The 21,030-nt window shown below is 72.2% G+C and carries 15 protein-coding genes; 7 read left to right on the plus strand and 8 right to left on the minus strand.

Annotated features, from left to right (window positions below; translation table 11 throughout):
* Positions 1-28: 28 nt before the first annotated feature.
* On the plus strand, positions 29-1,003 hold the full coding sequence (locus ACV7NM_RS24885; protein WP_463412354.1) for a helix-turn-helix transcriptional regulator: 975 nt from the start codon (positions 29-31) through the stop codon (positions 1,001-1,003).
* A gap of 343 nt (positions 1,004-1,346) precedes the next feature.
* Here the strand turns inward: ACV7NM_RS24885 and ACV7NM_RS24890 are convergent, their stop codons facing one another.
* Both ACV7NM_RS24890 and ACV7NM_RS24895 read right to left on the minus strand, forming a co-directional pair.
* Positions 1,347-2,384, minus strand: a complete 1,038-nt coding sequence (locus ACV7NM_RS24890; RefSeq protein ID WP_463412355.1) for a phosphatase PAP2 family protein — start codon at positions 2,382-2,384, stop codon at positions 1,347-1,349.
* Between the two features lie 242 nt (positions 2,385-2,626).
* On the minus strand, positions 2,627-3,748 hold the full coding sequence (locus ACV7NM_RS24895; RefSeq protein ID WP_463414060.1) for a glycosyltransferase family 39 protein: 1,122 nt from the start codon (positions 3,746-3,748) through the stop codon (positions 2,627-2,629).
* Positions 3,749-4,025: 277 nt separating this feature from the next.
* Between ACV7NM_RS24895 and ACV7NM_RS24900 the strand changes: the two genes are divergently transcribed.
* Together ACV7NM_RS24900 and ACV7NM_RS24905 are read left to right on the plus strand one after the other, a co-directional pair.
* Entirely contained in the window at positions 4,026-5,720 is a 1,695-nt protein-coding gene (locus tag ACV7NM_RS24900) for an MFS transporter (protein WP_463412356.1), read from the plus strand.
* A gap of 95 nt (positions 5,721-5,815) precedes the next feature.
* Positions 5,816-6,985, plus strand: a complete 1,170-nt coding sequence (locus ACV7NM_RS24905; protein ID WP_463412357.1) for an acyl-CoA dehydrogenase family protein — start codon at positions 5,816-5,818, stop codon at positions 6,983-6,985.
* Between the two features lie 9 nt (positions 6,986-6,994).
* Here the strand turns inward: ACV7NM_RS24905 and ACV7NM_RS24910 are convergent, their stop codons facing one another.
* The gene (locus ACV7NM_RS24910; RefSeq protein WP_136214944.1) at positions 6,995-7,456 is read right to left on the minus strand and encodes a cell division protein SepF; all 462 of its coding nucleotides are present in this window, start codon (positions 7,454-7,456) and stop codon (positions 6,995-6,997) included.
* Between the two features lie 283 nt (positions 7,457-7,739).
* On the opposite strand from ACV7NM_RS24910, the gene ACV7NM_RS24915 reads away from it, so the two are divergent.
* The 4 genes from ACV7NM_RS24915 to ACV7NM_RS24930 all read left to right on the plus strand — a co-directional run bounded on the left by ACV7NM_RS24915 (position 7,740) and on the right by ACV7NM_RS24930 (position 11,532).
* Positions 7,740-9,023 (plus strand): DUF5685 family protein, encoded by a 1,284-nt coding sequence (locus ACV7NM_RS24915; RefSeq protein WP_463412358.1) that lies wholly within the window; start codon positions 7,740-7,742, stop codon positions 9,021-9,023.
* A gap of 79 nt (positions 9,024-9,102) precedes the next feature.
* Positions 9,103-9,936, plus strand: coding sequence for a DUF1684 domain-containing protein (locus tag ACV7NM_RS24920; RefSeq protein ID WP_463412359.1), 834 nt, complete (start codon positions 9,103-9,105; stop codon positions 9,934-9,936).
* A 143-nt stretch (positions 9,937-10,079) separates the two neighbouring features.
* The gene (locus ACV7NM_RS24925; protein WP_463412360.1) at positions 10,080-10,961 is read left to right on the plus strand and encodes a S1 family peptidase; all 882 of its coding nucleotides are present in this window, start codon (positions 10,080-10,082) and stop codon (positions 10,959-10,961) included.
* A gap of 91 nt (positions 10,962-11,052) precedes the next feature.
* Entirely contained in the window at positions 11,053-11,532 is a 480-nt protein-coding gene (locus ACV7NM_RS24930; RefSeq protein WP_463412361.1) for a hypothetical protein, read from the plus strand.
* Positions 11,533-11,556: 24 nt separating this feature from the next.
* Here the strand turns inward: ACV7NM_RS24930 and ACV7NM_RS24935 are convergent, their stop codons facing one another.
* The 5 genes from ACV7NM_RS24935 to fxsBH form a co-directional block, all read right to left on the minus strand.
* Positions 11,557-12,453, minus strand: coding sequence for a DUF4231 domain-containing protein (locus ACV7NM_RS24935; RefSeq protein WP_463412362.1), 897 nt, complete (start codon positions 12,451-12,453; stop codon positions 11,557-11,559).
* 76 nt (positions 12,454-12,529) lie between these two features.
* Positions 12,530-16,507 (minus strand): FxSxx-COOH system tetratricopeptide repeat protein, encoded by a 3,978-nt coding sequence (fxsT, locus tag ACV7NM_RS24940; protein WP_463412363.1) that lies wholly within the window; start codon positions 16,505-16,507, stop codon positions 12,530-12,532.
* On the minus strand, positions 16,491-17,903 hold the full coding sequence (locus ACV7NM_RS24945; protein ID WP_463414061.1) for a TIR-like protein FxsC: 1,413 nt from the start codon (positions 17,901-17,903) through the stop codon (positions 16,491-16,493). The genes fxsT and ACV7NM_RS24945 overlap by 17 nt, the downstream gene beginning before the upstream one ends.
* A 43-nt stretch (positions 17,904-17,946) precedes the next feature.
* Complete coding sequence (locus ACV7NM_RS24950) at positions 17,947-18,744, minus strand: AAC(3) family N-acetyltransferase (RefSeq protein ID WP_463412364.1); 798 nt, start codon at positions 18,742-18,744, stop codon at positions 17,947-17,949.
* Complete coding sequence (gene fxsBH, locus ACV7NM_RS24955) at positions 18,741-21,008, minus strand: radical SAM/SPASM protein FxsBH, inactivated beta-hydroxylase extension form (protein WP_463412365.1); 2,268 nt, start codon at positions 21,006-21,008, stop codon at positions 18,741-18,743. Before fxsBH ends, ACV7NM_RS24950 begins: the two co-directional genes overlap by 4 nt.
* Positions 21,009-21,030 lie beyond the last annotated feature (22 nt).

Raw genomic sequence — 21,030 nt, forward strand, 5'->3', positions numbered from 1 at the left:
GAGGGTGGGGTGGCGGCAGACTTCGGGGATGCTTGAGACCTCCGCGCGGTTGTTGCGTCTGTTGTCGTTGTTGCAGGCCCATCGGGAGTGGACCGGGGCCGCGCTGGCCGAGCGGCTCGGGGTGACCCCGCGGACCGTGCGGCGGGACGTGGACCGGCTGCGGGAGTTGGGGTATCCCGTGAACGCCAGTCCCGGCACCGGCGGCGGGTACCAGTTGGGGGCCGGGGCGGAGCTGCCGCCGCTGCTGCTCGACGACGACGAGGCCGTCGCGGTGGCCGTGGGCCTGCGCACCGCCGCCGGGAACGGCGTCGAGGGCATCGGGGAGTCCTCCGTACGCGCCCTGGCCAAACTGGAGCAGGTGCTGCCGTCCCGGCTGCGCCGAAGGATCTCGGCACTCAACGAGTTCACGGTGCCCATGCTGAGGGGGCCGCAGGGCCCCACCGTCGACCCCGCCGTACTCACCGGGCTCGCCGCCGTCTGCCGGGACAACGAGCGGCTGCGCTTCGCGTACCGCGACCACGACGGCACCGTCACCCACCGCACCGTGGAGCCGCACCGGCTGGTGTGCACCGAGCGGCGCTGGTACCTCGTCGCCTGGGACCTCGACCGGGAGGACTGGCGGACCTTCCGCGCCGACCGGATCGAACCCCGGCCCCCGCACGGTCCCCGCTTCACCCCCCGCCCGCCCCCGGCCGCGGACCTCGCCGCGTACGTCTCCCGGGGCGTGTCCCAGCGCGCGTACGCCGCGCGGGCGCTGGTACGCCTCAAGGTGTCGGCGCAGGAGGCCGCGCGGACCGTCGGGCCGAGCGACGGGACCTTGGAGCCACTCGACGCGCGAAGCTGTCTGCTGCGCACCGGGGCGGTGAACCTCGACGTCCTCGTGATTCACCTGATGCTGCTCGGCTGTGAGTTCGAGGTGGTCGAGCCGGTGGAGCTGACCGAGCGCCTCCGGGGCATGCGGGACCTTCTCGACCGGTCGGTGAAGGACGTGGGGAGAAACTGAGGGGGATTCAGTCCGCGGGTCACGCGACGCAATTCCCCGCCGGTAATACGCCGGAGCCGGGGGCGCGGGCGGAATTGGCGAAGGCGTTGTCCGCGCACGCGGGAATCCCCTTCCGCGGGCCTCTTTTCCCCCTCCCGGGCGCGGTGACGCGGTGAAGCGGGCTTGGCAAGGAACTGTCGACAATTCGTGACCCAAGCGTGACCCGGTACGGAGGAACGTCCTGGCGTCGGGGTGACGGGCTGGGCATATCAACGACGAAGGCGGGCCGGTTCGGAGAACCGGCCCGCCTTCGCGTGCCTGGTGCGGGGTGGCTGTGCGTACCCTCCCGCCGGGGTCGGGCGGCTCAGCCGCCCGCGACCGGCCGGGCCGCGGTCCCTCGGGCGCCGGCCCGTTCGGCGTGCGCCGGACGGCGGCTGCCCACCGGGGTGACCGGGGTGCGTTCGGACCGTATGACGTGCGGCCGGGCGGCGGCGTGCGCCACGGGCCGTGGCGCGGGGGCGTGACCGCCCGACGGGCCGGCTCCGGCCGTCGCTTCGGCGGCGCGCCGCAGCTGCCACTTGCCGCCCGCGGAGACCAGCGGGACGAGCGCGGCGGCGACCGGCTCGGACACCTGCCCCTCCTCCAGACGGTTGCGCAGGCGCTCGCGCAGCTCGAAGACGTAGGCCTCGGACCGGGCGATCAGCGGCTCGAACCACGGCAGGGCCAGGAGCACCAACAGCCCGGCGGTCCAACCGAGCAGGACGTCGCTGACCCAGTGGGTGCCGAGGTACACGGTGGTGGCGCCGACGCTCAGCGACACGATCGCCGAGACCAGGGACAGCACCCGCCGGGTGACCACGGTGGAGGCCAGGTAGGCCAGGATTCCCCAGGTGACGACGGCGTTGGCGGTGTGACCGGAAGGGAATATATCGCCGCCGGCGAAGAGCTCGGCGGAGCCGATCTGGGTGGCGTAGTGCGGACCGAGCCGCCCGAGGCCGAGCTTCACCGAACCCACGGTGACGTTCAGCAGCAGCAGCGCCACGCCGAGCGTGATCAGGGGCCGGAGCGTGTGCTGGCGCCAGGAGCGCCAGCCGAGCCAGGCCGCGACCATGACGGCGGTGGGTCCGCGCTGGCCCAGGACCACGAGGTAGTCGAGGAAGGCGTGCAGCTGCGGCCACTGCTCGTAGGGCCGGAAGAACATGATCTGCCAGTCCAGCCGGACGAGCCAGGACGTCGTCAGTACGGCCACGACGATCGCGACGTAGAAGACGAGGGTCGACGCGAGGAGCACGACGCGGTGCCGGCTCATCCGCGGGGTTTGCAGATGGGCCGGTCGCTCTGGTTCCCGGTCGAGCCGGGCGAAGACCCGCTCCAGACGGGTCAGGATTTGGTCGGTACGCACTCAATCGACGTTACCGCGCGTCGAAGGGCGGCCCGGGCGAATCGCGGGCTTTGTGATGACCATGTGATGTGGAGTTGGTCTCACGCGGGCTGAATTCCCGTTAATTAGCCTGCGGTTGGAACTCCCGCGCGGCAATTATCCGCACACTTACTTGCTGTTTATTGCCGCAGCTCAATCACTTTGCTCAAACATGGATCGGAATGATCCATTCCGTGATCACCCCGTCGACCCGCCCGCGGTTCCTACGGGGGCCCCGACCCGTTCAGCCAGAAGGCCCCGTACGCCGCCGACACCAGGGCCAGCGCCCCGAGGACGGCGGCCGCCCGACCCGTGCGCCACTTCGCCAGCGCCACCGCCACGGGCAGCAGCAGCGGGAAGGCGGGCAGCAACAGCCGGGGCTTCGAGCCGAAGTACCCGGACGCGCACAGCGCCAGCGCCACCACGATCCCGCAATACACCAACAACGCCGCCGGCTGACGCTGTCGCACGCACAGCCCGTACAGCCACAGCACCAGCCCCACCCCGGCGAGCAGTCCCACCCCGGCCGCGAACGCCGGCGACGCCAGTCGGGCCCCGATGAACCGGGCGAAGGCCAGGCCGCCGTCGAAGCCGTTGCCCCAGCCGGCCTGCACGTCGAGGTAGCCGAGCAGCCCGGTCCCTATGCGGGCGCCCACCCACAGGACGTACGCCGCCGCGCCCGTCGGCGCCAGCAGCGCCCCGGCCGCCGTCCGCCAGGACCGCTCGCCACGCCGCCAGGCCAGTACGACCGCCACCCACACCGCCACGACCACCGCGGCGCCGACCGGGCGGGTCAGTCCGGCCCCGGCCGCGAGCAGGCCCGCCGTCAGCCACCGCCCGCGCAACACCGCGTACAGCGCCCACGCGGCCAGCGCGGTGAACAACGACTCGCTGTACGCCATGGACTGCACCACGGCGACGGGCAGCGCCGCCCACAGCGCCACGGCCACCACCCCCACCCGAGGGCCGTGGAGGAGGGAGGCGACGGCGAAGATCCCCCAGGCCGCCGCGAGCCCCGCGACCACCGACACCACCAGGCCCGCGGAGCCGTAGGACAGCCCGGTGGGCGCGGCGACGAGCCGCTCCAGCCAGGGCAGCAGGGGGAAGAAGGCCAGGTTGGAATGGACGCCGCCGTTGGGCAGGACCACCTCGTACCCGTAACCCTCGGCGGCGATCCGGGCGTACCAGAGCGAATCCCAGCGCGCCGAGAGGAGGGTGTGCGGGCTGCTGCCGACCGCCGCCCCCCACGCGGCGAGCGCGGCCAGCCCGAGCAGCCGTATCGCCGCGAAGGCGGTCAGCGCGGGCGCGGCCCGCCGCAATACGAGATCTTTCACGGGCACGATTATCGACGCCGGCGCCCCGGGCCCACGGCCCACGGCCCGCGACCACGGGCGGCGGCCACGCGCGGTGTTTGGGGGAGGAGCCGAGTGGCGCACGCCACTAGGAGGGCCTCGCCGCGATGAGAGCTTGACCACGTGTCTGTCAGGCGAACTCGCGTACGCTGACCCTTCACTCGCGCGAGTCGATGCCGGACCCCGCAGGACGCCGCAAGCGCACCACCCTCCGCGGCCGCCACAAGACGCTGGTCCGCCGAGTGCGAGGGATCACCTGGGAGGTACATGCATGTCGGGGACGAACACGACCGGCGACGGCGAGCGCTCTCCGGTTCCCCCCGCGTCGGTTCCCCCCACCTCGACCTCCCCCGCGTCCGCCTGGCAACGGATCAGCGCCGTCTCCGGCGGGACCAACCGCTGGCTGGTGCTGGGCGTGCTGTGCGTGAGCCTCGTGCTTGTCGCGCTCGACGCGACGATCCTGCACGTCGCCGTCCCCTCCGTCACGGAGGACCTGCGCCCCGGGGCGATGGAACTCCTGTGGATCGTCGACGCCTACCCGCTGGTGTGCGCGGCGCTGCTGATCCTCTTCGGCACCCTCGGCGACCGGGTCGGGCGCCGTCGGATACTCCTGTTCGGGTACGGACTCTTCGGCGTCGCCTCCGCGATCGCCGCCCTCGCCGACAGCGCGCAGGTCCTGATCGCCGCGCGCGCCCTGCTCGGCCTCGGCGGCGCGATGATCATGCCCGCCACCCTGTCGATCCTGCGCCAGGTCTTCCCCGACCGGCGCGAACGGGCGCTGGCCATCGGGATATGGACCGCCGTCGCCGCGATCGGCGCGGCGAGCGGGCCGGTGCTCGGCGGGTTCCTCGTCCAGCACTTCTGGTGGGGTTCGGTCTTCCTCATCAACATCCCGCTGATGGCACTGATCCTTCCGGTGGGCCGCTGGTTGCTGCCCGAGTCGAAGGGCTCCGCCGACGGGCCCTGGGACGTCCTGGGCGCGCTGATGGCGGCCGGCGGCGTGTTGGCAGCCGTGCTCGGGCTCAAGCGGCTCGGCGTGGAGCGGCAGCTCGACGACGCGCAGGCACTGCTGCCGTTGCTGCTCGGCGCGGCGCTGCTCGTGCTCTTCGTGCGGCGCCAGAGGCGGCGCACTCATCCGCTGATCGACATGCGGATGTTCTCCCGCGCGGCCTTCTCGACGTCCGTCGGCTGCATCGTGCTCGCGATGCTGGCGCTGGTCGGCCTGGAGCTGATCGCCGTCCAGTACCTCCAGCTGGTGTTGCACCTCACCCCGCTGCGGACGGGGCTGCGGCTGCTGCCCCTGACCTTCGCGGCCATGGCCGCGGGCGCGACCGGCTCGTACACCCTCCAGCGGATCGGGCCCCGCACGATGGTCTCGCTGGGCTTCGTGCTGACCGGCTGCGCGGTGCTGCTGCTGACGCTGATGGGGCAGCAGGACCGGCCGGCGCTGCTGACCGTCGGGTTCGTGCTGCTCGGCTTCGGGCTCCAGACGACGTTGTTCGCGGCGTACGAGTCCATGCTGAGCGAGGTGCCGGCGGCCAAGGCGGGCGGCGCGGCCTCCATAGGGGAGACCTCCTACCAGCTCGGGGCGGGCATGGGCATCGCGCTGCTGGGGAGCGTGATGAACGCGGCGTACGCGCCCGGGCTGGAGGACGTGCCGGGGGTGTCGGCCACCGACTCGGGGAACGCGGCGCATTCCCTGGGCGAGGCGTACCAGATCGCGGCGCGGTTGGGCGGGGCGGCGGGGGAGTCGCTGTACGCGGCGGCGCGGCACTCGTTCGTGCACGGGCTGCACGTGACGCTGGTGGTGAGCGCGGGGCTGTTGTTCGCCGGGGCGGTGATGGCGTTGAAGCTGCCCAGGGCGATGGAGTGCGGGGACGCGTCGGACGCGGCGCGGGTACCGGCGCAGGGGCGGTCGACCGGTGGGCGGGCGGAGAGCGACGCGGCTGTGGGTCGCCGGGGCTGAGAGCGGGCGGCGGGTCGCCAGGGGGGCTGGAAAAGAGGGCGGCGGGAGGAGAAACTTGCGGCGCTAGGTTTCGTTCCAGGCCGCCGGGAGGCCACGTGTCCTTCGTACCCACCGATCCGCTCGGGCTCGACGATCTGCTGAGCCCCGAGGATCGTGCCGTCCGCGACACCGTGCGCCGCTGGGCCGCGGACCGGGTGCTGCCGGAGATCGCTGACTGGTACGAGCGCGGGGAGCTGCCCGGTATCCGGGAGCTGGCCCGGGAGCTCGGGGCGATCGGGGCGCTCGGGATGTCCCTGCGGGGTTACGGGTGCGCCGGGGCCAGTGCCGTGCAGTACGGGCTGGCCTGCCTGGAGCTGGAGGCCGCCGACTCCGGCATCCGGTCCCTGGTCTCCGTACAGGGCTCGCTCGCGATGTACGCGATCCACCGCTACGGCTCGGAGGAGCAGAAGCAGCGCTGGCTCCCGGGCATGGCGGCCGGCGAGCTGATCGGCTGCTTCGGGCTGACCGAGCCGGACGTCGGCTCCGACCCGGCCGCGATGCGCACCTACGCCAAGCGTGACGGCACCGACTGGGTGCTGAGCGGCCGCAAGATGTGGATCACCAACGGCAGCGTCGCCTCCATCGCGGTGGTCTGGGCCCAGACCGACGAGGGAATCCGAGGCTTCGCTGTCCCCACCGAGAGCGCCGGCTTCAGCGCGCCGGAGATCAAGCACAAGTGGTCGCTGCGCGCGTCGGTGACGAGCGAGCTGGTGATGGACGACGTACGGCTGCCCGCGGACGCGGTGCTTCCAGGCGTCACCGGGCTCAAGGGACCGCTGGGCTGCCTCAGCCACGCGCGGTACGGGATCATCTGGGGTGCCATGGGCGCGGCGCGCGCCAGTTTCGAGGCCGCGCTCGACTACGCGAAGACGCGGGAGCAGTTCGGCAAGCCGATCGGCGGCTTCCAGCTCACCCAGGCCAAGCTCGCGGACATGGCGCTGGAACTCCACAAGGGCATCCTGCTCGCGCACCACCTGGGCCGGCGCATGGACGCGGGCACCCTGCGACCGGAGCAGATCAGTTTCGGCAAGCTCAACAACGTCCGCGAGGCCATCGACATCTGCCGCACCGCGCGGACCATCCTGGGTGCCAACGGGATCTCGCTCGAATACCCCGTCATGCGGCACGCCACCAACCTCGAATCGGTCCTCACCTACGAGGGAACCGTCGAGATGCACCAGTTGGTGCTGGGCAAGGCGCTCACCGGGCTCGACGCTTTTCGGTGAGAGCCCCGCTCAGCTCTGGTTGAAGAAGTCCCGGGCACGACCGCCCGCTTCGCCGCTGACGATCTGGGTGTCGGCCGGGGTCAACAGGAAGACCCTGGTCGCCACCCGCTCGATCGAGCCGCGGAGCCCGAAGGTCAGACCGGCGGCGAAGTCGACCACGCGCTTGGCGTCGGCCGGCTCCATGGACGAGAGGTTCACGATCACCGGGACGCCCTCGCGGAACAGCTCGCCGATTCCACGCGCGTCACGGAATCCGTCGGGCGTCACGGTCGCGATCCGCCGGCCCTGCTCGACCGCGGACTCCGACGCCACCTTGACGCGCGGATCGGTGACCCACTGGTCGCCGGGTCCGGACACCGAGCCGCCGTGCTGACGCTCCACGGCCTCCGCGTAGTCGTCGTCGTAGTACCGCTCGTCGTCGTTGTCCTCCACGAGACCCAACCAGGCACTCGCCTTGCGCACCGAACCCATGGACGCCTCCTTTCACCGCGGTCAGTTGTCTTCTCTTCCGCTGCCCCTATGGTCGTCCATGATGCTGACAACGCGCCAAGTGGATAGTCGGCGCGCACGGGTTTCGTGACGGTACTGGTGCAGAACATCCGTTGCACCGTCAAGGTTCCGGCCGCCTGTCGCTGCTGACTGAGTGAAAATACGACTGCGGACGCCGTCCGGGTGAGCCCTGCGGGCGTACGGGTGAACGACCGGGCTCGATACCATGCCCGCCAGGCACGCGTATGACACGGGGGAACCACACTTGTTCGGCATAGTCAGACCTTGCACGCACCGGCTGGGGGAGCGGTTCAAAGCCGAGTGGACGGCCCATCTCTGCGGACTGTGCCTGGCACTTCGCGGGGACCACGGCCAGTTCGCCAGGATCGTCACCAACTACGACGGGCTGCTGGTCTCCGTTTTGACGGAGGCTCAGTCGGGACCGGCCCCCGGCTCGCGCCGCACCGCCGGGCCGTGTCCCCTGCGCGGGATGCGGACGGCCGCGGTGGCCGACGGGCAGGGTGCCCGCCTCGCCGCCGCGGTCTCCCTGGTGCTGGCGTCCGCGAAGGTGCGGGACCACGTCGCCGACCGCGACGGGTTGTTGGCGCGGGCCCCGATCGCGGCCGCCGCCCGCAGGGTCGCCCGGGGCTGGGACCGGGCCGGCGCCCGGACCGGGGCCTCGCTGGGCTTCGACACGGCCGTGCTGATCGACGCCGTCGACCGGCAGGGCGGCATCGAGTCCTTGGCCGGCCTCGGCACGCCCGTGCTGGTGGTCACCGAGCCGACGGAGACCGCGACGGCGGCCGCCTTCGCGCATACCGCGATCCTCGCCGGACGGCCAGGCAACGCCGCCGCGCTCGCCGAGGCGGGCCGCTACTTCGGGCGGCTCGCGCACTTGCTGGACGCCGTGGAGGACCGGGCCGCCGACGCCGCGGCGGGCGCCTGGAACCCCCTCACGGCCACCGGCACCACCCTCACCGAGGCCCGACGGCTGTGCGACGACGCCCTCCACGGCATCCGGCTCGCCCTGCGCGAGGTGGAGTTCGCCGACGCGGGCCTCGCGCACCGGCTGCTGGTGCACGAACTGCGCACCTCCGTGGACCGCGCCTTCGGGACCGGTGGCTGCGCTCACACCGGTGTGAACTCCGCGGGGCAGGGCGGCTTCGGGGCCGCGCCGCAGGGGTACGGGGGCCCGGGCGCGGGCGGGGCACCGTACGGGAGCGGCGGCCCCTACGCCCCGTACCCGCCGGCCGGGCCGGGGATGCACCCGCCGATGGGCCCGGGCGGCCCCGGCGGGCCCGGCGGGCCCGGCTGGGGCGGAGGTGGAGGCGGGGTGCCCCCGCGGAAGCCGCGCCGCGGTCTGCTCGCCGGCTGCGCGGTCGCCGTGGGGCTGTTCTGCACGTGCCAACTGTGTTGCACCGATCACGAGGGCCCGTGGTCGCGCGAGAAGCGGGACGCGTGGTGCGACGACTGCGACTGCGGTGACTGCGGCAATTGCGACTGCGGCTGCGACGGCTGCGACTGCTGCTGTCCCTGCGACGGCTGCTGACCGCCTGTCAGGTGACCCGCAGGCCCGGACGGAGTACCGGGCGGTTCCCCTCACCGCCGGTGTGGAAGGGCTGAGGGCCATGAGCGATCACGAAGCGGGCGGTCACGCGGCGGGCGACCCGGACACCGCCTGGAAGCAGTGGCACGAGCGCCGCCTGGCCACCGTGTCCGCCCCTTACGGACCACTCTCCCTGACCGGCACGCACTGGCTCGCCGACTACCCGGACGGTCGAATTCCGGCCGTTCCGGGACGCTGGCGCGTCACCGAGGGCGCGGTGGCCCTGAGCGCCGGACCCAAGGACGGCCTCGGCCTCGACGGCGAGCCCTTCACGGGGGAGGCCGAACTCGCCGCCGACGACGGTCCGGCCTCGCGATCGCGGGTCACGACCGGGGACGTACGCCTCGTGGTCGTCCTGCGGGAGGGGGAGTGGGCGGTCCGCGTCTTCGACCCGGCCGCGGCGACCAGGCGTGCCTTCGGCGGTATCGAGGCGGGCCCCTACGATCCCGACTTCGTGCTCGCGGGCCACTTCCGCCCCTACGGCGAGGACCAGACCGTCCAGGTCGAGAACGCCGACGGCCGGGTCCGGGGGCTCGGCCTCGGCGGCGAGCTGAGCTTCGTCCACGGGGGCGTGGAACACACCCTCCAGGTCGCGGTGGACCGCGAGGACGGCAGCCTCTGGGCGGTCTTCGCCGATGCCACCAGCGGCGTCTCCAGTTACCGTTTCCGTTTCCTGCGGCCCGGTACGCCCGCCGCGGACCGCTCCGTCACCGTCGATTTCAACCGGGCGCTGCTGCCGCCCTGTGCCTTCGCCGATCACTTCATCTGCCCCTTTCCCCCGCCCGGCAACACCCTGCCGTTCGCGGTCGCGGCGGGTGAGCGGAGGCTGAAAGGCGCCCTTGCTCCAACAATCTGACGCCAGGACACTCCCGTCAGCGTCTCTCAAGGGACTTGTCAGGGGCACGGCGAAGGCTGAGGCGTTCCCGTGCCCCCGGCCGCTCCCTCACAGGCACCGGCACCCCCACGCGCCGGGCCCCGATCCCTTACCGGGAGGACGAAGTGAGGACCAAGATCACCCGTACCAGGCTGCTCGCAGCCGCCGTCGGCGCCGCCGCCGTCGCCGCGCTCGCGCTGCCCACCGCCGCCAGCGCGGACATCAAGGACAGCGGCTTCAGTGCCGCCCGGCTGGCCTCGGCCGAGGCCTCCGTCCTGCGTGCCGACGTCGCCGGCACGGCCTGGAACACCGACCCCGCCACCGGAACCCTCGTGGTCACCGCCGACTCCACCGTCACGGCGGCCGACATCGCCAGGATCCGCCGCGAGGCCGGGGCCGACGCCGCGGCCCTGCGGATCGAGCGCACCTCCGGCAAGCTGCGCAAGCTGCTCTCGGGCGGCGACGCCATCTACGCGTCGAGCTGGCGCTGCTCGCTCGGCTTCAACGTCAGGAGCGGCAGCAACTACTACATCCTCACCGCCGGGCACTGCACCGACGGCGCGGGCACCTGGTGGACCAGTACCTCCCACAGCAGCACCATCGGCACCACCGTCGGTTCCAGTTTCCCCACCAATGACTACGGACTGATCAAGTACGCGAGCAACTCGCCCGTGCCGCCCGGCACCGTCGGCAGCCAGGACATCACCAGCGCCGTCGACGCCACCACCGGCATGTCCGTCACCCGGCGCGGCTCCACCACCGGAGTCCAAGGCGGCACGGTCACCGGGCTCAACGCCACCGTCAACTACGGCAACGGCGACATCGTCTACGGCATGATCAAGACCAATGTCTGCGCGGAGCCCGGCGACAGCGGCGGCCCGCTCTACTCCGGAAGCCGCGCGGTCGGCCTCACCTCCGGCGGCAGCGGCAACTGCTCCTCCGGCGGGACCACCTTCTTCCAGCCCGTCGTGGAAGCCCTGAACGCCTACGGCGTCAGCGTGTACTGAGCCACCCGCGCCCGCGCACCCCTGGACGTCCTCCCTCCTTCTGGGAGGATGTCCAGGGCGTCCGTGTTTCCGGGGGGAGGCAGGTTTCCGTATGAAACGCATCGGGGTGACCGGCCACCGGTCGATTCCCGTCGAGGCGCTCGGACACGTCAGGCAGTGCCTGCGGGTCGTACTGTGCGGCCGCGAGGGGCCGTTGGAGGTGCTCTCCAGCCTCGCGGAGGGAGCGGACCAGTTGTTCGCCGGCATCGCCCTGGAATGCGGCGCGGACCTCACCGTGGTGATCCCCAGCGAGGACTACGAGGACGACTTCGCGGACGCCGAAGCCCTGGCCCGCTACCGGCGGCTCAGGCGCCGGGCCGCCCAGGAAGTACGGATGGGATTCGCCCGCTCCACCGACGAGGCGTACTACGCCGCAGGCACCTACATCGCCGAATCCTGCGACCGTCTGGTCGCCGTCTGGGACGGCCTCCCGGCCCGCGGGCACGGCGGCACCGGCGAGATCGTCGCCTACGCCCGGGCGCTCGGCAAACCCGTCACCGTCATCTGGCGCGAGGGCGTGACCCGGGAATGAGTCACGCCCCGCACGTGCCACCGCTCAACTGCTGTGTCGGGCGAGCCAGTCCGTGTGCTGGGGGGAGACGTAGCGCTCCGTCTCGTACACCGCCGAGGGCCACTGCGACTCGGTGATCGTCGTCTGCATCACGACCATCATCGCCGAGAGGTCCTGCTCGATCAGCGTGTGCGCCTCGATCAGCGGATGGTGGCGCCTGACCTCGTTCCAGGCGATGGCCGCCGCCGCGGCGGCGCTCAGCAACGCCGTGAGGGCCGGGCCCGGCCCCGAGCCGAACGCGCCGAGCAGCGCGAACAGCAGCGCCACGCACGTCAGCAGCACGATCGTCCAGGACCACAGCGCCGTCGCCCGCCGGGACACCTCCGTCTTGCGCTGGTACCAGTTGCGCTGCTCGATCAACCGGTCCCGCACGTACGTCTCCCGGCGTACCTGGTACCCCAGTCCGCGCAGCCGCTGCATCGCCCCGGTGATCTCCCCGCCCTCCGGCACCAGGCCCGCGGCGCGGGGATCTTCCCAGCCCATCTTGCGCAGCTCGTCCAGCCCCGCCTCCAACCGGGTCCGGTACGTCGCCTCCGGGGCGCCGACGTCACTGCCGAACGGCGCCCCGTGCACCGCGTACCGCCAGGCCAGGGACTTGATGAACTCCGCGGCGCTCCGGTTGAGCTGCCATTGCGGGCGGGCCCGGCGCCGGGTCGCCCGTACGCCCACCGCCAGCACCCCGGCGTAGGCCAGCGCGCTCAGCGCGCCGAACAGGTGCAGCGGGCCCGCGGCGGGTGCGGAGGGCAAGGTGGCGGCCGCCGCGGCCGCCACCAGCAGCATCAGCTGCCGGCGCGTGGCCCGGGTGGACTCCCGCTGCCGGGAGATCGCCGCCTGGTCGGTGTGGTGGAAGAGGGCCGGCAGGTCCTCGTTCCGGAACGTCATGCTGTCGCTCACAGCAACCCCCCAGGTCTGCTGTAGGGGCGGAGGGCGGCCCGTGCGGGGACCGCCCTCCGTCGGATCACACGGCGAGCGGCTCCAGGTCGCGGTGGACCCGTCGCTCGTCGCGGGCGTAGCGGGTCAGACCGTGGTCCTCGCCGAGCAGGCGCGTCAGCTCGCCCACCGTCTCCGTCCGTACCCGGGCCGCCTCCTCCTTGCGGCCCATCATGTCCAGGCTCACCGCCATGTTCGAGGCGGCCGCCAGGGTCTCCGGGTGGTGCGCCCCGAGCGCCTCGCGCAGCCGCAGTACCACCAGCCGCTCCAGCTCCAACGCGCCCTCCGGGTCCCCGAGGTCGGCGAGGGCGTTGGCGAGGTTCAGGTTCCCGAAGATGGTGTGCGGGTGGTTGTCGCCCAGCACCTCGCGCATGTGCCGGATCGTCTGGCGCAGCATCGGCTCCGCCGTGTCCGCCGAGCCCGTGCCCCAGTGGAAGACGGCCAGGTTGTTGACGGCCGCCAGGGTGTACGGGTGCCGCTCGCCCGGCACCTTCACGTACTCGTCCACCACCTCCTGCGCCAGGTCCCGCGCCGCGCCCGGGTCCCCGGTCGCGAACAGGTCGGCCGCCAGGTTGAGTTCACAGGCCAGCAGGTCCGGGTTGACGGACGTGTACTTGGCGCGGTAGCGGTTGCGCGTGGCGGTCGTCAGCCGCAGCGCGTCCTCCAGGTCGCCCGCCCTGCGCAGCGACACCGCCAGGTTCTTCGCCGCGGACAGGGTGCCCGGGAAGGCCCGGCCCAGCGTCCGCTTGTAGATGTCGTACGTCCGGCTCAGCAACTGCACCGAATCGTCGTACCGGCCGACCTCGCGCAGGTCACGGGCCAGGTTCTGCGCCGAGGACAGGGTGTACGGGTGGTCCGGGCCCAGTACCTCGGTGCGCCGGTCGAACACCTCCTGGTCGATCTCCCGGGCCCGGGAGTACTGCCCGACCATGCGCAGGTTCAGGGCCAGGTTGTTCGCGGCGGCCAGGGTCCTGGGGTGCGCCTCGTGGAAGATCTGCCCGAAGCCCTCGTGCGCGGCCGTCGCCAACTCCATCGCCTCGCCGTAGCGGCCGAGCGCCCCCAGGTCCATCGCGAGACCGCTGGTGGTCATGTACGTGTGCGGGTGGGAGGGGCCGAGCGCGGTCCGCTGCCGTTCCAGGGTGACCTCGTCCAGTTCCTTCGCCTCCACGAACCGGCCCTGCGAGCGCAGGATGTTCGACAGGTGGAAGCGCAGGTACAGGTACTGGAGGTCGCTGTCGCCCAGCATCTCCTTCCACACCTCGCGCAGCTCCTCGCCGAGCTGGTACGCGGCCTTGAAGTCGCCGCGCTTCCACAGGTAGCGCACCCGGTCGATCAGCAGTCGGCGGGTCTCCGGCTCCTTGCAGAACCGGGCTTCGGAAGGCGTCAGGTGCGGCCAGATGGTGTTGAACCGCGGCCAGGTGGCCGGATTGTCTATGGGCTCGTCGTCATCGGGCCGGGCACCCGCCAGGATGCGGTGCACGGCGTGCCGGGCCTCGCGCTGCTCCTCCTGCGACAACTGCGCCCGGATCACGGCCTGGACCAGGCGGTGCACCTGGATGCTGTTGCCGACCTGGTCGACCTTGGCCATCGCGAACCGGCCGATCTCCCGGATCACCCGCCCCAGCATCAGCTTCTCCTGGAGGGAGGAGTCGTACGGTTTGAGGGCGTTGATCATTTCCTTGCTGTAGAGGAGGTTCGCCGATATCGGCTCGGGCGCGAAGAAGGCGCACAGCTGCAACAGCCGTACGGCGGCCGGGGAGCGGGACTGGAGGCGCTCGATGGAGACGTTCCAGGTCGCGGCGACCGGCTCCGGGTAGCCGGCCGGCTGGTTCAGCCCCAGCACGCTCGCGGCCTGCTGCGCCAGCTGTTCCAGGTACGCGGAGACGGGCGTGGCGGTCTCCGCGATCCAGGCACCCGCCTGCTCGACGGCGAGCGGCAGGTCGCCCACCGCTATGGCCACCTGCTCGGCGTCCTCGTGGGAGAGCCCGGGGGCCCGTCGCTGGAGGTGCTCGACGGACTCCTCGCGCAAGAACACGTCCACCGGCAGGGCGTCCCCGTACTGCGACCAGGACTGGTTGCGCGAGGTGACCAGTACGTGCCCCGGGCCGCCCGGCGGGAAGAACCGCTTGAGCGCCTCGGGGTCGTCGGCGTTGTCGAAGACCAGCAGCCAGCGCGAGGTGGGCACGCCACGCCTCAGCAGGTCGATCGCCTCCTGGGAGGCGGCCGCCATGTCCTCGCCCGTCTGGGCGCCCAGCCGTACCGCCAGTTCGGCGAGGGCCGCGACCACGTCGTCGGTCTGCTCCGAGGAGATCCACCAGACCAGGTCGTAGTCCGCCATGAACCGGTGCACGTACTCCAGGGCGACCTGGGTCTTGCCGACGCCGCCGAGCCCGTACAGGGTCTGTGGCTGCGGCAGCACCACGGCCATCCCGCCGCCGAGCTGGTTGCGCATCCGCTCCAGCACGATGCTGCGCCCGGTGAAACCGGTGTTGCGGGGCGGCGCGTTCCAGATCTTGGGCACGGTGCCCGGAAACCGGGGGCCGGGCCGGGAGGTGCTGTTGACGGTGTCGTTCAGGGCCATGGGCCGCTCCACCGCGCGCAGCAGGGCGGTCGTCGCGTGCACCTCGTCGAGACGGAAGAGGTCCACCGGGTTGCGGTCGATGTACGGCGTCGCGAGCCGTACGTCGCCCACCCGCAGCGGCACCAGCTGACGCCGGCCCCCCGTCGGGTCCTCGGCGGCGGCCCGGTTCCACACCTCGACGGCGCGCGCGGACTTGAGGAAGGCGCTGGAGAGCAGCACGACCGTGCGGGCGGCGCCCTCGACGCTGATGCCCGAACCGCCGAGCGTGTCCCCGGACGAGGGGGCGGGGGTCACTTCCGCCGACACGTCCTTGGGCACCACGCGGAAACCGGCCCGGGTGAGCACCGACTCGATCCAGTCGGCCCACATCCGGTTCTCGGCGACGTAGCAGAGGAACAGGTCGGCGGGCAGGGCCGGGCGGCGGCGGGTGAAGGCGTCCCGGATGCGCATCCGCACGTCCTCGGCGATGGCCGGCATGGAGGTGATGCCGCCTTCGGTGACCACGGCGGTGAGCCGCTCGAACGCCGAGAGCAGGGAGTTGGTGAGCCCGGCCTCGTCCCCGAAGGTGGCCAGCGTCTCCTCGTAGGCGTAGTAGGGCCGGTACGGGATCTCCACGGCGCCCCAGTAGGACGTCAGGTCGTCCCCGACGAGGCCGCCCGGGAAACGGTCGAACTTGATCCGGGCCAGTGCCCGGCCCGCGTCGGCCTTCTCCTTCTCGCCCTCGTCGATGCGCATCGGCACCGGGTAGATCTTGATGCCCCGGTCGTTGAACCGCTCGTCGATCTGCCGGGCCACGGAGGCGGCGCCGTCGATGGACTGGTCGGAGAGGGTGAAGCAGTCTACCAGGACGTCCGGCAGGTGCACGGTGCATATGTCGGCGATGTCGGACAGGCCGGTGCGGCTGTCGATCAGCACGTAGTCGTAGTTGTTCTTCATGTCGGCGCGCAACGCGTCGAAGAAGAGGCCGCCTCCGAGGCGGTCGTAGAAGTTGTCCCAGTCGAAGGTGGACACGGTCGCCGAGTACTCGCGGTTCTGCCGGCCCGCGGAGACGAAGTCGAGCGTGCCGCCGTCGGGGAACTCCCAACCCAGCGTCTCGGGGGTGAGGGAGACCGCGTGCGGCTGTATCCGCGCGTAGTCCTTGTGCCAGTCGTCGGCGCGCTGCACCGGGCTGGTGGCGGCCCAGGCGTACTCGCTGATCAGGTCGATGACCCCGGTGGTGGCCCCGAGCGTGGAGGGGTCCAGGAAGGGGTGGAAGAAGCGGTGCAGGCCCGGCGCCTCCAGGTCCCAGTCCACGGCGAGCACCCGCTTGCCGTTGGCGGCCAGGATCCAGGCGGTGTTCGCCAGCGCCATGGTGCGGCCGGTACCGCCCTTGTACGAATAGAAGGTGACGATGCGTCCGCCACGGCTGTCACGACCGGCTGTCATCCGTGTCCCCCCGCTCTGTGTCGCTGACGTCGTTGGTGTCGGTCCCGCCCGGTGCGTCGCCGCCCGCCTCGGTGTCGGGCGGGAAGGGAACGCGCGGCGGCAGCGGCGGGGTCGGCTCGTCCATCCCCATCGGCCCGATCAGCCGCGGCCGTTCGGTGTGGGTGCCGCCTGCCGGCGGGTACACCTGGGCGTGTCTGAGGAACTGCTGGGCGGCGGCCTCGACCACCTGGGGCAGGATCTGCCCGAGCATCTCCATGTTGGCCACGCCGTTGGCGGCCGCCCGACAGGCGGCCCGGCCCTGGCCCATCTTGACGGGCATCGTCCCCTCCAGCCGGTCCGCCAGCTCGCCCTCCTTCGCCCGGCTCTGGTGGTCGTACCGGTTCCAGGGCACGACCACGTTGATCCACGGCCGGTGTTCCTGGTCGAAGGCGGCCAGGCGCTGGCGGCGCTGCTCGTCCTCCACCGCCCAACGGTCGACGATCAGGATCTCCGGCCGCGTCGGCGGCTGTTTGCTGTCGAAGTGCCCGGCCTCGTCGTCGAACGAGCCCAGACTGGTCTGGTAGTTGAGGTTGCGGATCACCTCCTCGGCCACGTAGGCGATGGGCCGCTGCGCCACCGGGTGGTACGGGTTCCACTCCAGCGCGTTGTCCCCGTAGTACTCGGGACTGCGGCCCTCGGGGATGTCGTGCCGGGAGGCGGCCGCCACCGTGATGTGCAGGGTGCGGGCCGGGCTGCCGCCGTTGCTGCCGAAGGCACTCGGGACCACCCGGTAGTCCAGCGGTTTGATCGGGTCGATGCGTACGGTCTCGGCGACGTGCACGATGCGTTTGGCGAGCTCGTACACGGCCGCCTCGTACTGCTCCGCGTAGCCGCGGAGCTTGATCAGGCCGTACAGGCCGTCGGTGACGTAGCGCTCGCCGAAGGTGTTGTGGTTGAACTGCAACCGCGAGGCCGGGCCCGGCATGTGGGTCGCCGGCACCGGAACCCACAGGGCCGGCACGATGGCCTCCGGCGCCGGCTCGTTGTGGCGCGCGCCGTGCTGGATCGCGCGCTGCGCGAAGGCGAACCACTCCTTCCCGCACATCTCACTGGCGAAGTAGCGCGGCGAGAACAGGGGGACGAAGACCCGGCAGGTGGCGAGCGCCGCCGCGAGCCGTTCCGACCAGCCCTCGCCGCTGCGTATCTCGCGGTCCATGAAGCCGGCCTCGGAACCGGCGGGGAGATCAGTCAGCGCCATGACGTGGTTGCAGAGATCGCGGAAGAGCCGCTCGACCCACATGTCGGGGTCGGGCCCCCCGGCCCCGAATCTCGGCGTATGCGCATAACTGAGAAAGAAGTACGGCTGCACTGATGCGGGCACACGACCCCCGTCCCGAAGATGCGAGCGAAGGAACATCATTCCGGAGCTGCTTCGCCACATCCCCTCATGGTTCAGTCAATCAGCGTCTGTTTTCGGTCATCCAGTCGATTGCGTGACCAACGGCATCGGGAATCGAGAAGAGCACGGCAGTCGCCCCTCCCAGCCGACCCCTGCGCAAGCGTGAATCCGGGAACGCGTCGCCGATCTCTTCGAAATCACTGTCGTCCAGCGCGACGTCCTCGTACGTCGTCCACCCCTCCCCCTGCCGGCCCCCCGGAAGGTTCACCTTCACCACACAGTCGTACATGCGCAAGAGGGGCTTCGGAATTCGGTACTCCGCCAGATGGAAAGCGGTGCAGGCCGAAAATCCCACATTGATCATGAGTACCTGGCCACCCTCCCCGCACATTTTCCCCAGGGGTGACTCCTCGCCCAGATGGCATTCGAGGCGGTGACCTGCGCACAACCGCCGCGCGCCCTTTCCGAGCGCCGCGAAGGAGGTCTGCGGGTGCGCGCTGCGCGCGGCGCCCGGGGAGGTCCGGACCGTCTCGGCGAAGCGCCCCACGCCCTGACTCGGGGTCCGCCGCGGGTCGAACGCGGGCATCCGGGCCCGGAACTCCCGCACCCGCGAGGGCGAAAGACCCGCGATCCGCTCCAGGTGCGCCGTGGAGGTAAGGGAGTTCTCCGAGGTGAAGGCGGGTACGACCAGGGTGCCGTCCCGACCCAGCACGCCCGTCAGGGCGTCGCGCAGCGACTCGGTCCGCAGGCCGGTGCCGCCGAGCGCCGCGTGCACCAGCAGGGGCGCGGCCGGCCGCACCCCGAGCCGGCGTAACTCCCCGGCCAGCGCGGGCGCCCCCGGGTCGCCGGGAGACGTCACGCGTCGACCGCCTTGGACTCCCACCGCAACTCCGCCACCAGCCGCTTGCCGGTACTGGTCAACTCGGCCGCACCGGCCAGCCGGTCCAGGGCCCGCTGGATACGGTCCGACGCCCCCGGTTCGGGGGCGGCCGTGGCCCGCCGGTACGCCTCCACCGCCACCCGCTCGTGCACGTCGGCCAGCAGCCGGGACACCGGGACCGGGCGCTCCCGCCAGGGCGAGGGGTGCTGCCACTGCCCGTCGAGCGCGTACAGGTCCGCCACCTCGGTCAGCGCCCGCAGCCGCGCCCGCCGCCGCCCCGTCAGCAGGGCCAGGGCCGTCTCCCGGACCCCGGCGCCGTACGGCACTCCGAGCGCCCCCGGGCCGTGCCGCCCCGCCTCGCCCCAGCCGTGCGCCCGCGGACCGCCCGCGAGCGGGGTCAGCGTCGTCAGCCCCGCCGCGGCGGCCCGGGCGAACTCCGGGACGGCGGCGTGCAACAGCGCCCAGGCCGCGTCGAGGCGGCCCCGCCACTCCTCGGCCTCCCGGGCCCCCAGCCGCAGCCGGGGCGGGCGGGCGAAGCAGTTGCGGTACGGGTCGAGGTCCTCCAACGCCACCGGGGCGCTGTCCGGCCCGGGCGGCGACCAACTCCGTACGGGCAGCCAACGCGCGTCCCCCGCCGCCGGACCGAAACGGTGCTCGGCGCGGCCGTCGCGAACCGCGTACCCCGACCCGGTGGCCCACAGCGCGGCCCGGCCCTCCGTGCCAGGGGCGCCCAGCCGCAGCAGCCCCAGCGTCGGCAGGTACACCTCGCCGTCCCGGTAGGGCACCTCGGCCGGCAGGTCCAGCCCGCCCCGCAGCACGGCCGCGGCGGCCAGCGCGGCCAGCCTGCGCGCCGCGCCGGGGCCGTCCGGGCGCCCTTCCCGCCCGGCGTCCAGGGCCTCCAGGACCCAGGTGCGGGTGAAGGGGTGGTCCAGTACGGCGCCCAGGGCCCGCGCGCCCGGCTCGCCCGCCCGCTCCACGCGGGCCAGCAGCTCCCAGTACCGCGCCCAGTCGGGATCACCCGTACGGTCGGCGTTCAGCCGGGCGAGCAGGACCCGGGTCAGCCGCTCCTGCGAGCGGGCCAGTTCGGCCGGGTCGGTGAGCTCCGGCGCGGTCTGCCGGGACGCGGTGCGGCCCTCGACGCCGTCCACCAGCTCGCGCAGGTCGGTGCAGTACACGGAGGGGTGGTCGAAGCCGCCCTCGGCGCCCGGCTCTGCCCGGTAGCGGTGGGTGTACAGACCGCCGCCGCACGAACGTACGACGGGGCACCGGCGGCACGTGGCACTGACGCCGGCCAGGCCCAGCTGCCGGGCCCGTACCCCGGGGTGGGCGGCGACCTCGTCGAAGGAGTGGGCGAAGACGTCGAAGCCGGTGGCGGCGGCGCCCTCGTAGGCGCTCTTGAGGGAGTCCACCTGCTCCAGCGTCCCGTCCGTCTCGACGACGACCAGGTCGGTCGGGGCGAGGCCCAGGGACTCGGTCAGGCTCGGGCCGCCGCGCAGGGTGGACAGCAGGGACTCGAAGAGCCGTACGGAGACCGGCCGGCCGAGCCGCTCCCAGTGGTCGAAGACCCGAAGCAGCCAGCGCGCGTACGCGTCGGGTGCGCCGTCGGGCCGGACGGGCGGGTTCTCCCACGTGGCGTGGGGGAGCAGGAAGTCCACCCGGGGCGGTTGAAGCTCCACGAGGGCGTCCAGCACGGCGACGGGGTCGTTGGCGACGTCCACGGTGCAGAGCAGGCCCTGGTAGAGGTGGCGGTAGGGCTCCGAACGGAGCAGTGCGACGGCGGCCAGGACCAGGGGGTGACTGGTGCGCCCGTCGGCGAACCGGCGGTGGCGGTCGTTCGCGGCGCGGTCCCCGTCGAGGGAGATGCCCACGCGGACGCCGAATTCGGCGAAGAGGTCGAGGCGACGACTGGTGAGCTGGAGCCCGTTGGTGTGGATCCGAAGGTCGAGCGCGGCGGTCCCGGCGAGCGCGCGGGTGAACTCCTCGCACACGAGGCGTAGTCGGGCGGTGCCCGCCAACAGGGGTTCCCCTCCGTGGAGAATCACCGTGACGGAGGGGAGTGCATGGTCACGGGCATGTTCGGCGAGCCGCGACGCGGTCTGCGAAATGACCTCGGGGGAGATCACTTTCGGCCGGGCTCGCCAGCTCTGATCAGCGTGTTCGTAGACATAGCAATGATCACAAGCGAGATCGCATCTGCTGTGAACCTTGAGGACGATCTCGCGAAATGCGATCAGGCCGGTCATTCCACCAGTCTAGAGCGCGTGC

Source organism: Streptomyces sp. Tek67B01, from assembly GCF_055231995.1.

Bases quoted from the DNA above. Each gene is read 5' to 3' on its own strand.
- ACV7NM_RS24885 (WP_463412354.1), top strand. From the start codon at position 29: ATGCTTGAGACCTCCGCGCGGTTGTTGCGTCTGTTGTCGTTGTTGCAG.
- ACV7NM_RS24900 (WP_463412356.1), top strand. From the start codon at position 4,026: ATGTCGGGGACGAACACGACCGGCGACGGCGAGCGCTCTCCGGTTCCC.
- ACV7NM_RS24910 (WP_136214944.1), bottom strand. From the start codon at position 7,456: ATGGGTTCGGTGCGCAAGGCGAGTGCCTGGTTGGGTCTCGTGGAGGAC.
- ACV7NM_RS24920 (WP_463412359.1), top strand. From the start codon at position 9,103: ATGAGCGATCACGAAGCGGGCGGTCACGCGGCGGGCGACCCGGACACC.
- ACV7NM_RS24930 (WP_463412361.1), top strand. From the start codon at position 11,053: ATGAAACGCATCGGGGTGACCGGCCACCGGTCGATTCCCGTCGAGGCG.
- ACV7NM_RS24935 (WP_463412362.1), bottom strand. From the start codon at position 12,453: ATGACGTTCCGGAACGAGGACCTGCCGGCCCTCTTCCACCACACCGAC.
- fxsT (WP_463412363.1), bottom strand. From the start codon at position 16,507: ATGACAGCCGGTCGTGACAGCCGTGGCGGACGCATCGTCACCTTCTAT.
- ACV7NM_RS24945 (WP_463414061.1), bottom strand. From the start codon at position 17,903: ATGTTCCTTCGCTCGCATCTTCGGGACGGGGGTCGTGTGCCCGCATCA.
- fxsBH (WP_463412365.1), bottom strand. From the start codon at position 21,008: ATGACCGGCCTGATCGCATTTCGCGAGATCGTCCTCAAGGTTCACAGC.